This is a genomic window from Kitasatospora sp. NPDC042419 (assembly GCF_056437345.1).
This window is the reverse complement of record NZ_JBWKAW010000053.1, coordinates 1-13,546: the sequence shown is the minus strand read 5'-3', so window position 1 is coordinate 13,546 and position 13,546 is coordinate 1. Positions and strand designations below refer to the sequence as shown.

General features: G+C 70.6%; 6 protein-coding genes. 5 read left to right on the top strand and 1 reads right to left on the bottom strand.

Annotated elements, in window-relative coordinates; all coding sequences use genetic code 11:
- Positions 1 to 69: 69 nt before the first annotated feature.
- Positions 70 to 294, top strand: a complete 225-nt coding sequence (locus AC067J_RS42230; protein WP_380429875.1) for a hypothetical protein — start codon at positions 70 to 72, stop codon at positions 292 to 294.
- Here AC067J_RS42230 and AC067J_RS42225 read toward each other — a convergent pair.
- Positions 275 to 2,158, bottom strand: coding sequence for an ATP-dependent nuclease (locus AC067J_RS42225; protein WP_478308158.1), 1,884 nt, complete (start codon positions 2,156 to 2,158; stop codon positions 275 to 277). The genes AC067J_RS42230 and AC067J_RS42225 overlap by 20 nt on opposite strands.
- Before the next feature lie 306 nt (positions 2,159 to 2,464).
- Here AC067J_RS42225 and AC067J_RS42220 point away from each other — a divergent pair, with 306 nt between their 5' ends.
- The 4 genes from AC067J_RS42220 to AC067J_RS42205 all read left to right on the top strand — a co-directional run bounded on the left by AC067J_RS42220 (position 2,465) and on the right by AC067J_RS42205 (position 12,255).
- Entirely contained in the window at positions 2,465 to 3,619 is a 1,155-nt protein-coding gene (locus AC067J_RS42220) for an exonuclease SbcCD subunit D (RefSeq protein WP_380429870.1), read from the top strand.
- A complete protein-coding gene (locus tag AC067J_RS42215; RefSeq protein ID WP_478308157.1) occupies positions 3,619 to 6,633 on the top strand; it encodes an AAA family ATPase in 3,015 nt (1,004 codons plus the stop codon). Before AC067J_RS42220 ends, AC067J_RS42215 begins: the two co-directional genes overlap by 1 nt.
- Positions 6,634 to 7,852: 1,219 nt before the next feature.
- The gene (locus tag AC067J_RS42210; protein WP_478308155.1) at positions 7,853 to 11,635 is read left to right on the top strand and encodes a DnaB-like helicase C-terminal domain-containing protein; all 3,783 of its coding nucleotides are present in this window, start codon (positions 7,853 to 7,855) and stop codon (positions 11,633 to 11,635) included.
- Positions 11,635 to 12,255, top strand: a complete 621-nt coding sequence (locus tag AC067J_RS42205) for a hypothetical protein (protein WP_478308153.1) — start codon at positions 11,635 to 11,637, stop codon at positions 12,253 to 12,255. Before AC067J_RS42210 ends, AC067J_RS42205 begins: the two co-directional genes overlap by 1 nt.
- Positions 12,256 to 13,546: the final 1,291 nt, after the last annotated feature.

Below are 13,546 nucleotides of genomic sequence, written 5' to 3'. Positions count from 1 at the left end.
GCCATGCGCCTGCAGTGCGTGATGTCAGTGCCAGGGGGCAGAATCGAAGACGTCGCGAGAGGAGTGGACATGCCCGTGAAGGGTCTCGACGTGCACATACCTTCACCCGGCGGCTGCCGCTGGTGCGGTGTGGAGGAGCGCCAGCACATGCAGCGCTGGAAGCCGCCCGTTGGCTGGCACAGGTGGGAGCCGCCGACCCTGGAACAGCGCAAGGAGCGGATGCAGGCCCGCCGGGCCCGTCAGCGGCCCGACGGGCAGGTCCTGTCGGCCGCGGTCATCCCGCTAGCGTCCTGAGCTCGGAGAAGACCGAGCGCAACTGGAGCGGGACGTCATCGGGGGTGTCCAGCGTGGCGGCGAGCGTGTACATCATGTCCGGCTTGCCACCCGGTCCCTTCGGGCTGCCGATCTGAAGGAGCTCCTTGACCTGCTCGCTGAACTTCTTGCCCGGGATGCGCAGCGCGGTGAACTCGGACGCCGACCACTCGCCCTCCTCCTTCGGCCAGGCCTTGTTGGCGACCTTTGCCCACACTGGATCGGTGAAGATCTCCTCCAGCTCGTTGTAGCGTTCCTGGCCCTCGGCGGCCTGGTCCGGTTCGCCGAGGAACTTCACGTACCGGTCAGCGCTGGTCCCGAAGAACTGGGTGAGCTTCGCCTCCTTGAAGATGCTCTTGCTGACATTGCGGCTGTCGGCGTCGACCACGAGCATCACCGCCCGATCCCACTCCACGAGGTAGCGGGCCAGGTGCAGCGCGCCTTCATTGTTGAAGCACGCCCACAAGGCGATGCCGGCGGCCTGTAGCGACAGCTCCTCGCACAGCCGGAACAGCACGGGGAAGGCACGCTGCTCGGTGTCGCCCTCCACTGCCAGGAAGCAGCGTTCGTGGAGCAGCACGGTGTTCCGCAGCCCGACTGCGGCGGCGATCTTTCCCAGGTGGATGTCGATGCCAGGGCCGACCACCCCCGCGCCCAGCCGTTCCACCACGGTGCGGTGGTTCTCCAGCTTCAGATGGACGACGTCGCTGATGTCGACGCCGTCGATCAGGTTCATCGAGTGTGTGGCGACCATGACGCTGACGTGGGGGAGTGCGCTCTGCTCACGGATCAGGTTCATGATCCGCCGCTGGTGGCCGTAGTCCAGATGGGTGTCGGGCTCGTCGTAGACCACGATGGTCTGTACGGGCGGAGCCACCGGTTCCCCGTCGTCGGCCGATTCCTCCGCCGCGGCGGTGATTTCCTCTTCTATCAGCAGCTCGTTGTTCCACTCCCAGATCGCCAGGGACACGCGACGGTTGCTGCCCAGCCCCGACCGCTCCAGTCCGACCGGCTCTCCGGCGGTGCGGGCGATGCGCAGCGGAGCGCCGCGGAAGCCCTGGGTGAAGGACACCTCGGGCTCCACGAAGACCTCAGCCAGGTCGGGGCACCGGTCCTGGATGTGCTCGCACAGCGACTTGGCGTCGATCCGAAGACGCTCCTGGACGTCCAGCTCTATCGCGCCCAGGCGGCCCTTGAGCTCGGGGTCGGCCATGTGGTGCTGGAAGCGGCCGCTCAGCGCGGTCTTGATCTGGTCGTCGGGCCGTGCGGCCTTGCCGTCGAACGGCAGGAACGCCGGCATGCGCTTGTCGAAGCCGACAGGGGCCGGGCCCCAGCCCTCGGTGGAGTGCCCGGCGGCGTACTGCCGCAACGCCGCCTCCAGGTCGGCCCGCCGTTGCGAGAGCGGTGCCAGCCCCAGTTCCGCCACCAACTCCTTCAACGCGGGCACCAGATGCCGCGACAGGTCCACCAGTCGCTCGTCGTCGGGCACCGGCCCCCACACCTGGAGACGCGGCGAAGCCTCCAGAGCCGCCCACCGGCGCACCTTCACCTCGGCCGGCAGGCCGAACGCACCCTGCTCCCACTCGTCCAGCAGGAACACCCCGGTCACGCTCGTGCTCGGCATCCGGCCGGCACCCTCACAGGGCTCCTGCTCGGGGTCGGTGCCGCTGTAGCTGCGGTCGTCCTCGGACAGGGACCGCTTGCCCAGCAGGAACGCCAGCGCGTCGAGCACGGCGCTCTTGCCCCCGTCGTTGTGCCCGGCCAGGATCGTCGGCCTGCTCACCGGGATGTCGGCGACGTCGGTCAGCGATCGAAACCCGCTGACGCTGAAGCTCTTCAGGTGCACTGCCTCGACCGCTCCATGGCTCCCGGGCCAACCCGACCACTGCGACAGGTGTGTCGCACCGTCAGTTCTGCTGGCACATAACTGTGATGCTGTGGGGCACACCATCCTAGAACGTCCACCCCACTCGCCACGCGGGCAGCACGGCGCCCCCAAGGGCCCGCCGGCCGGAGCCGTGCCCAAATGAGTGCAGGACAGGCCCTCGGCGACCAAGCCATTACCGCCCGACCGCCTCCTGAGACTAGCGAACTCAGCTGATGCGCACGTTCGTTCGCGGGGAAGACCGTGCGGCAGGTACTGTCACTGCGCATGCGGATCCTGCACACCTCCGACTGGCACCTGGGCCGCTCCCTGCACCGCGAGTCGCTCATCAAAGCCCAGCAGGCCTTCCTCGAAGATCTGGTGGACCTGGTGCGCACCAAGAACATCCAGGTCGTCGCCGTTGCCGGCGACGTGTTCGACCGCGCCATCCCGCCGCTGGACGCCATCGACCTGTTCACCTGGGTCCTCGAAGAACTCGCCAGCCTCGGAGTCCCGCTGATCATGATCAGCGGGAACCACGACTCCCCGCGGCGCCTGGGAGTCAACGCACGCCTGATCGAACGGGCCGGCATCCACCTGCGCACCGATCCCTCCGACTGCGCGCGCCCCGCCGTCGTCGAGGACGAGCACGGACCCGTCGCCTTCTACGGCCTGCCCTACTTCGAGCCCGCCCTGGTCCACGTCAGCCTTGGTGCGGAGGCTGCCAGCCACCAAGCCGTGCTCACTGCTGCGATGGACCGGGTCCGCGCGGACCTGGCCGCCCGGCCCGGAACCCGGTCCGTCGTGCTCGCCCACGCCTTCGTCACAGACGCCAAGACCACCGACAGCGAGCGCGACATCAGCGCCGGCGGCGTCCCGAGCGTTCCGGCATCGGTGTTCACCGGCGCCGACTACGTCGCCCTTGGGCACCTGCACCGCTGCCAGACCATCAGCGACCGTATCCGCTACAGCGGCTCCCCGATCGCCTACTCGTTCTCCGAGGCCCCTTACGCCAAGGCTATGTGGCTGGTCGACCTGGGCGCCGACGGCGGCGTGACCGCCGAGAAGATCCCCTGCCGGGTGACACGACCGCTTCACCACATCACCGGCAACCTCAAGGACCTCCTGAAGGACCCGGACCACACCCGGTTCGAGCAGTCCTGGCTGCATGTCTCCCTGAGCGACCCGGACCGCCCCTACATGGCCATGGAACAGTTGCGGCAGCGCTTTCCCCACATCCTCAAGCTCACCTTCACCGCCGAAGAGCAGCCCGCGGACGACACGACGTTCCGCTCCCGGGTCGAGGGACGAACAGACCACGAGATCGCCGTCGACTTCCTGAGCTACGTCACCCACAGCCACGCGACCGACACCGAGCAGCAGTTGCTCCTGCAGGGACTGGAAGAGGTCCGCACCGCCGCCGCTGAGCGAGAGGCCAGCTGATGCGCCCGCACCACCTGACCATCACGGCGTTCGGTCCCTTCGCCGGCACCGAGACCGTCGACTTCGACGAACTGACCAACTCGGGCGTGTTCCTCCTGCACGGCGACACCGGGGCGGGCAAGACCAGCGTCCTGGACGCGCTCTGCTTCGCCCTGTACGGAAGAGTGCCCGGCCAGCGCCCCGAGCACCGTCTGCGCAGCCACCACGCCCCAGTCGGCATTCGCACCGCGGTCGCCCTGGAGTTCACCGCGGCGGACCGCCGCTTCAAGATCATGCGCACGCCCAAGCAGAGCTATCCCAGCACCCGGGCCAAGAACGGCATCGCCACCGCCGAAGCCACCGTCCAGTTCCTGGAGCGCATCACTGGTCCCGACGGCGCCCACCACTGGCAGGCGATCTCCTCCAGCCACCAGGAAGCCAACAAGGAAGTCACCGACATCCTGGGACTGACCAAGGAACAGTTCTGCCAGGTCGTGCTGCTTCCGCAGGGCGAGTTTGCCGCGTTCCTGCACGCGGGCGCCGAAGAACGCCGGAAGCTGCTCGGCAAGCTGTTCGGCACCCGGCGCTTCCGCGACCTGACCGTCTGGCTCGCCAACCGCGCCAAAGCCCTCCACCGTGAGGCCGACGATGCAACCGCACACATCCTGCTCCTGGCAGAGCGCATCGACCAGGAGGCCGGCCCCACCCTGACAGCCCGCACCGACGCCCGGCCCGACGAGCGTCACCTCACCGCCTGGCTCCCGTGGGCACGACGCCTGGCCGCCACCGCCGAGGACGACTGCACAGTCGCTGCCGCACAAGCGCGGCAGGCCGAACAGACCCACCAAGCCGCCAAGGACCACTTGAGCAAGACCAGCGACCTGGCGGGGAAGCAAGCCCGGCACCAAAGGGCAGTTGCCCAGCGCGCCGCTTTGGAGGAGACCGCCACCGACCACCCGCGCCTGCGCCAGCAACTCGAGGCCGGTCGCCGCGCCGAGCCGCTACGCCCTCTCCTTGACCAGACGGCAGCCCACACCAAGGCCCTGAAAGCCGCGAAGGACGCAGAGAGCCGCGCGCGTCTGCTCCTGGACGCACAGGACACCAGTGAGGACATCCCCGGACTGCAGGCGGCCCATCAACGACTCCATGCCGAGAAGGGACGACTGGAGGGCCTTCTGCCCGAGGAGGAGCGGCACGCGGCCCTGTCCGAGCAACTGGACGCCCTGCGCGAGAAGGAGAAGCGCGCCCAGGAGGAACACGACGAGGCCGAAGCCTGGCTCAAGGACTGGCTTACCACCCTGGAACACCACACCGGCAAGATCGCCGATCTCGAGCGTGCCGTTCAAGACCTGCCGTCCCTGGAGACGACCCACAAGTCGCTCACGCTTCAGCTCGCGACCGCGGTCGAACGCGACGCCCTCGCCGTCAGGCTCAGCCGCACCACCACCGATGAGACCGAGCGCGAGAAGGAGATGCTGAGGGCACATCAGACCTTGCTGGACCTGCGGCAGCGCCGCATGGACGGCATGGCGGGCGAGCTCGCCGCTGTGCTGGAAACCGGCCAGCCGTGCCAAGTCTGCGGATCACCCGTTCACCCCGCCCCCGCCCGGCCCGCCGCAGACCAACCCACCCGCCAGGACGAGGACATCGCACAAGAGAACTACGACGAGGCCCGCAAGGCCCACGAAGAGGCGATGAACCTGCGCAGCGACCTCGCCGCACAGCACGCCCGCACCGTCGGGGCCGCCGGAACCGATCCAGTACCCGACCTTCAAGCAAAGCTCGCCGACGCCACAGCCACGCAAGACCGCGCGCAGGCCGAAGCGGCCGAACTGCATCCCGCCCAAGAAGCACTGACCCGCCTCCAGAACGAGCACGAGACACAAACGAACCAGCGTAACCGCACCCGCGAAGCGCTGACCGAGATCCAGGCCCGCAGCACCCTGCTGGCCCAGCAGGAGAGCCAGCTCGCCGCCGTCCTGACACAGGCGCGCGCCGGGGAAGCATCACTGACCAAGCGGCTCACCTCGCTGACCACCACTGCCGATCGCCTGGCCACCGCCCTGGATGCCGCTCAGGCCACCGAGAGCGCCGAGGCACACCTGGCCGAGACGCAGCGCACCACTGCCGACGCCACCGTGCAAGCGGGCTTCGACGACCTCGCCGAAGCAACCGCAGCGCTCTCCTCCTCCTCGGTGCTGCAGCATTGGCACGAGCAACTGGATCAGTGGGGGAAGCAGTTCGCGGTGGTCGACAGCATCCTCGCCGAAGCAGAAATCCTCGAAGCAGCCCGCCAGCCGCAAGCCGACCCTGCAGTGGCACAAGAAGCCCTGGCGCACGCCGAGAGCAGTGCCACCGACGCGGCCGTCAAGCTCCAGCAGGCCCTGGAGCGCGCCCAGAACCTGGCCCACCTGACCGCTGACCTGGACGCTCGTGTAGCAGCGGCGGAGCCGCTCAGGGCCGAGAGCGCGCTCGTCGACCGTCTTGCCGGCGTCGCAGCCGGAACCGGCGCGGTCAACACGCTGAGCATGGAGCTGGAGGCATACGTCCTCGCGGGCCGCCTCGAACAGATCGCGGACGCGGCCAACAAGCGCCTAAGCATCATGACCAACGACCGCTACCAACTTCGCCACAGCCACGAGAAGGAGACCGGACAAGGCCGTGCAAAAGCCGGCCTAGGCCTGCGCATACGTGACGGCTGGACGGGCGTGGAACGTGAGACCTCCACCCTGTCCGGGGGAGAGACCTTCACCACCGCCCTGGCCCTGGCTCTGGGGTTGGCCGACGTCGTGACCCAGGAAGCCAGTGGCCGACCGCTGGGGACGCTCTTTATCGACGAGGGCTTCGGCAGCCTCGACGAGCAGAGCCTGACCGACGTCATGGACGTGCTCGACCACCTGCGAGCCGGAAACCGGGCAGTAGGCGTGGTCAGCCATGTAGGAGAGCTGCGGCGCCGCATCCCCACCCAGCTCCACGTCAAGAAGCGCCATCAGGCCGGCTCCATCGTGCACCCGCTCGTCGACGCAGACATATGAACTGTCCTCAGCCGAACCGGCCCGATTGACGGTTCAGGCTGAGGACAGCGGATCGCTGCTTGGGCCCTGACCAGCGGGTACGAGGCTTGGCAAGACGTGCCGGCCGCAGGCCTCCCATGTTCGCCACGCGTGCCGTCCCGCCGTCCCACCCGGCCGTCGTCCCCGTCCGGCCTGCTCGTGAGCCTCCGCCCGTCGTTGCGTCGGCCGTCAGGCCGGCTCAGGGCCTGCAGCGCGTGGTTCGCGGAGGCCCTGCGGCTTTGGCCGGGGGCGGGGGAGTGTGCTCTCCCGGCCGCATGCCTCCCGGCCCGCCGCTGCCTCCCGCTGCTGGGCTGTTCCGGCCGGTCCGGTGGGGGAGTGGCTTCTCCGCCGCTGTACCGGGCCGTGCCCCGGCGGCCGCCCGTGCCCGCTCTCTGCCACCCGGGCCGGCCCGGAGCCCTGCAGGTCCGTCACGGGTTCCGTCCGCCGTCCGTTCCTCCCGCCCGACCCGCCCGTCTGCCGGTCTCCCGGGTGCGCCCGCCCTGTGCCCTCCGTCGCGCTGCGCCCCGGCCGGGCCCGTGCCCGGTCCGCCGGGTGTCGCGCCGGGCCTCGCCCTGTGGGGCCGGCCCCCGGACAGCGCGCCTTTCACCCGTTCTCGTTACAACAATCGGCCCCACGCTGTGTACCGGTGTGGCTAGACTGGCGCCAGGCGTTACACCTTTGGTGGGTGCGGGTACACCCACCGCCCGGGTGCGGGCTGTCGTCCGTGCGCGGGCCCGCTGCCGGCCCGGCAGCCCGCCTGGTCGCCGGCCCCGGCCGGGGCTGGTCTACCCTCCTCACTCCTTCTGCGTCCTTGGAGTCCCTGGTGCCCTCCTCCCGTTCGCGTTCCTCCCGTGCAACTGCGGGTGGCACCAGCAGCACGGCTGGTGCCGGCACTGGCACCGGCACGGCTCCGGCCGGCGAGGACCCGCTCCTCCCGGCCGCAGGGGGCGCCAGCGCCCCGGCCCCGACCGCCGCCGCCTGCGCGATCGCGGGTGCTGCGCCCGCTCCTGCCAGCTCCGGCCCCACCCCGCGCGAAGGCGCACGCGGGGCCGGCTCCTCGCGGCGGTCCGGCCGGACCGCCCCCACACCCGCCGCCCCGGCCCCGACCTCGGTGCTGGGGGCGGCCGCAGGCCTGGTCCTTCCCGGCCCGGCGGACCCGCTGTGGACGTCGATCCCGCGCGGGCCGCGCCAGAACCTGGCCATGCCCGCCTACCAGCTGGTGAACCCGGCACGCGGTCACCTGGCCACCCCGGCCGGCCGCAAGCTGAAATCCGCCCTCGGAGCCGCCGCCCGGGGCAAGCTCACCGGTCCGCACTGGCTCGCGCTGCTCACTGCTCCCCGTGCCGCGTTCGGCGGCCCGACCAGCCAGCGGGCCGACCAGATGTACAAGGCCCTGGAGCAGCTGGTGGCTGACCACCTGCGGCCCGCACTGGGCGCGCTCGCCGCAGCCGGGTTCGCCGCCGGGGTGGAACCGGCCCGGGCGGAGACCGATACCCCGTCCGGCCCCGGCCAAGCCCTGCCCGCCGATCCGGAGACCGACTCCACCGCTGTCCCGGCCCCGTCGCGCCCGGTCCCGGTCCCGGTCCCGGGCGGCGACGTCCCCCACCCGGGCGCCCCTGACACCACAACTCTCCTTATTATCAACGCCATTGACGCTTCATCGGCCGTGCTGGCCGCCGCCGCATCGTCGGCGGCCGGGACCGGCCCGGATCCCGTCGGTCGGCATCCGGCGCCCGCCGCTCCAGCCGTCCCCGCGCCACCGCCCGGTGCCGCTCCGGCCGTCGGCGAGACCACCGGCCCCCCGGTGCCGGGCGCCCCCACCCCTCCGCCCGAGCCCGCTCCGAACCCCCAGGACACTCGCGTGCCCACCACCCCGGCCGTTCCGACCCCCGACGCCCCCACCACCCCGGGTGCCGACGGCGCCCCGACGGCTGCCCCGGCCCCCGTTCCGGCCCTCACCCCGGCGGCGCCGACCGGTGACGACCCGGCCGCCCCGGCCGACGGCACCGTGCCGGCCGCCCTGCGGCTGGCCACCAGCCAGGCCGGCGAAGCCCCCGCCGAACCCCCGACCCCGGCGTCCGGCCTGGCGCCCGCACCGCTTCCCCCGGTCCTCGACCTGGTCCTGGCTCCGAGCCCGCAGACACTGCACCAGGCCCGCAGCACCCTCCCGCAGCTGATCAGCGCCGCCGGCCATGGCACCTCCACCCCCCTGGCCCGCGGCACCCACCACGCCCTGCTCACCGACCCCACTACCGCCACCGCCCTGGGCTGGGACCTGACCACCGCCACCGCACACGGCACCGCCGACGCCCGCAAGAAACTCGGCGACCTCATCCAAGCCGCCGCCACCGGCCACCCCCAGGTCCTGCGCCGCCACATCACCCCCCTCGCCGTGCTGCTCCCCGCCACCCCCGACGGCACCCCCCTCCCGCTCACCGGCCACCCCGGCCGACCCACCCCTGGTGAACCCGATGCGGCAGCAACGACCCCACCAAGCAACGGAGTTGTCACGCCCACCCCGGCCACCCCGAGCACACCCACGTCGTCGACCGCTCCGACCCCGCACAACCGCAACGCCCCGGCCAGCACCACCCGCCAGACGTCAACACCCCCGTCCAGCACCGAAGTCGATGCACCGGACGACACCCTGTTCCCCGCCCCGGCCGCCCCCGCCCCCACCCCAACCGCGCTCCTGCCGCTGGTCGACCCCGCCGACGTCATGCCCTTGGCCGCCCCGGACACCCTGCTCCCGTTGACCGCCGACTCGGCCACTCCCGCCGACGCCGAACCGGCCACCTCGAGCGCGCACTCCCCGACCGCCGGCGAACCCGTCCTGCGGGACCCCGCAGCCACGCCCCCGCCGGCCGGCCAGCCGGCCACCACGCCCCCCGCAGCGCCCGCCACTCCGCGGCCCCCGCGCCGCCTCGCCCCGCTCGCGGACGCCCTCACCACCGTCCTCACCCCCCCAACCCCCGACCCGCACACCACCCCGGCAGGCCCGCGCGCCCTGTCCACCGGCATCCCCACCCTCGACCAGGCCCTTGGCGGCCTCCAGCCCGGCCGCTTCTACCTCGCCGCCGCCGCCCCCGGCATCGGCGCAAGCCTCCTCGCGACCGCCGCCGCCCGCACCACCGCCCTCGAACACGGCCTGCCGGTCCTCTACGCCGCCTCCGGCCTCACCCGCGCCGACGTCGCCGCCCGGATCGCCGCCGCCCACCTGCCCGTCGACTACCGCCGCCTGCGCGCTGGCCGCCTCACCCCCACTGAACAGGCCGACGTCACCGCCCTCCAGGCCCACCTCGCCGCCGCCCGCCTCTACATCGACGACGGCACCGACCTCACCCCCGACGCCATCGCCGAGACCGCCGCCGATCTCGCAGCCGGCCTCACCCACACCACCGGCCAGCCCGGCCTGGCCTTGGTCGTCGTCGACCGACTCCAGGCCCTCGACGACCCCCGCCTGCCTCTGTCCGGCCCTCGCCTCACCGACGCCGCCCAGGCCCTCGCCCACCTCGCCCGCACCCACCACGTCCCGGTCCTCGCCATCCTCGACACCGACCAGCACGACCTGATCACCACCCTCGGCCTCGACACCACCCTCACCCTCCACCCCCACCCCGACGCCCCCACCACCCGACTCCGCCTCACCATCGCCGAACGCGACCTCGGCACCCAAGCCACCCTCACCCTCACCAGCGACCCCACCCACGCCCGCCTCACCGACCCCACCCCCCACGACCCCTACGCCCCGGCGCCGGAGGCGCCCACACAGGCCTCCACGGCCTCCGCCTGGCCCACCGTCGCCACCCCCGGCCACCCCGCCCAGAACACCCCCACTGCGCCCCGGCCCGACGCCGACGCCGAGGCCACCCCGGCCACCGCCACCGCCCTGGACACCCTGGCCAACCTGACACCCGACCAACCCCCCACCCACCCGCTGCGCCCGACCCGGGACCACGCGCCGCGTACGGCCACCTCCAGGCCCGCCCGCACCGGCGGCGGGGACTACGCCGGCCGGGACTACGGCTACTACCTCGACATGATCAGCTCAGTCGTCGACCAGGCCCTCCAGGAACACGACGGCGACACCAAGGCCACCATCGCCGCCCTGGAGAACAAAGCAATTCCCAACTCAATGGCCCTCTTCGAAGCAACCCGAGTCGGTGGAAACTACGAACACACCGTCTACCCGGAACGCCTCGAATTCCTCAGCAAAAAGACCAAGAAGGGAGCCGACGACATCTGGGAAGGCCGCCACAAGTGGGAGAACGGCCCACTCATGACCCAGCTCAAGGACGGCACCCTCACCAGCGTGGCCGTCGACGTCCTCGACACCAACGCCGCCTACTGCAGCGCCCTGAAGGCCTGGCTGCCCATCGGCTCCCTCGTTCACCAGCCCAACGGCGGCTTCGACCCCAAGCGCTCCGGCATCTACCTCCTGCCCGAACGCCCCACCTGGCACCACCCGCACCTGCCCGACCCGATCGGCAACCGCCGCGAGCCCGGCCCGGTCTTCCTGGACGACGCCACCATCCGCCTCCTGATCCGCTGCCACAAGCTCGACCTCTGCGACCCCCCGCACATCACCCAGGCATGGACCTCCGGCGCCTCCGAGAACATCGCGGAGAAATTCCGCCGCGTCCTCACCACCGCCCGCGAGAAAGCCGTCCTCGAAGGCGACAAAGTCACCGAAGAATACATCAAGGCCATCTACTCAATTTTCGTCTCCACCATCGGCGAATCCACCACCAACCGCGACCTCCGCCGACCCGACTGGATGCACATCTTCCGTAGCCAGGCATTCGCCAACCTCTGGTACAAGGCATACCGCGCCCACGAATACGGCCTCACCATTGTCCGCCTCCGCGGCACCGACGAACTCCACATCACCGGAGACGTCCCCTGGCGCACGGTATTCGAAGAAGGCCGCCTCACCGCCCAGCTGAAGCTCAAGACCCAGTACACCCTCGGGAAGGCCGCCTAATGTCGACCGACGGCTGGAAGAACTTCGGCAAATACGGCGCCGCCGACGACCCCGAAAACCGCCACGGAAAAATCGTCCTCGCCCGCGCCCTCGAAGACGCCCTGGAACGGATGATCATCGAAGGCGGCATCAAATCCCCCGTCACTACCCGCCGCGGCCTCACCGCCCGCATGAAGTACCTCACCACCACCCAAGGCGGCGCCCAAGCCATGGCCGACGCTGGCATCACCGCCGTCCCCAAGACCATCAGCGCCTGGACCAAGGGCACCCAAAACCCCCTCCCCGCCAACCTCGACGCCATCGACACCGCCTACTGGAACCTCCGGGCCGCCAACATCCTCAACAACCCCGGCTCCTTCAAGCAGCACCTCAATAACAACGGCAAGGGCACCCGGGTCGAGATCCACCCCATCAACCAGGACGTCGTCGACGAACCCCGCCGCCGCGACAACCTGCGCCTCCGCACCCTGCAGGTCCGCTACATCTGGGACGACGCCGTCGACGCCATGATCACCAGCGACATCGGCAAGCTCGAGGAGATCTGGGACGACGTCATCGCCGACCTCGACTCCGACTGGGGCGCCTACACCTACGTCCGCCACATCGGCCTCGGCGCCTGACCACCCCCACCAGCCGCCCGCCCGCCCCACCGGGCCGCAACTGCGCCCCACCCCAGCTCAGACCAGCACCACCGGACACAACAGCGCGTACATCTCCCCCCCCGCCGCTGCGCCTCCGCGATCCCCAAGGGCCGGTGATGCCGCCGGCCAAGGCGAATAAGACCCCGTGGCGGCGCGCGATGCGGCGCCAGACGCGCGAGCTGTTCAGGCCGCCCTCGTAGAAGCAGACGCAGGCCCGGCCGGTCACCGTCAGGACGTCCCCGGCCGCGTCCAGGACAGCCGCCCAGCCAGCCGCCGGCTCCGCCCAGCCCTCGAAATCGTCGAACCGCGCCCACCCACCGAACGCCAGCCCGGCCAGGTGCGGATCCGGCCCGCGGCCGCCGGCCGACGCGAACGTCTCGACCCAGTGCGAGGCCGCGAAGACCACCTGCGCCCGCTGCCCCTCGTCGGCCCACGCCCGCATACCCAACGGCCGCAACGGCCCGCTGCCGACATCGACGGCGTACATCGAGCCGCCGTCCACCGGCGCCGCCTCGTCGCTCACACCCAAGCCAACGAGCCCGGCCCCCGAGGTAACCCAGCCAGCGGCCGGCCCCGCCCCTCCGAATGCCCGGTACAATTCTCGAACCGCCACAGCATGAATCCCCGGTACAACCTGGAGGGGAGACGGGGCATCAGGCGTGATTCCCTGATCGTGCAATTCTGATACAGGCTCAGGCTGATATCATCCGGTACAACTTTCCCGTCTACAGTGGGAAACACGTAGGATATGAAGGGTCATCAGCCGGATACAGGCGACCGCCAATCAGGCGCGTTACAGAAAATGCCCCTGATGCCTGTACAGGGCCCGATTGGGGCGTAAGAATTGCCTTACTGGTTCAGACCAGTTGGACAGGCCCGTAGCTGACTTAGAGTCACAGATTTTCCAGTCAACGACTTGTAACGATGCGGGTACCGTGACATATCGGAGCTCGGTACAGAACAGAGCAGGCGCCCGGAGGGCGTCCCCCGAAGAAGCTGGCCGACCGCGGGAGTGGCCCGCCCGCGCAGGAAGAGCCCGAGACCGCAGAAGAAATCCCAGTTCAGAGCCCTAAAGAACCGAGTTCACGGGGGAGGAGGCCGTCCAGGGGTTCGGAAGCGGTACAAGGGCCGGCCCCCGAAGAGGCCCACTGATGGGCGAGAGTTGTACTGGAGCCCTCCTCTCAGTTAGCGAAGAGCCACGGAGTGGCGTTACAGCATTCCGTCACGGTAGTGACGGCGCGTCATGTGTCCGGAGGACACGGCGCGATCG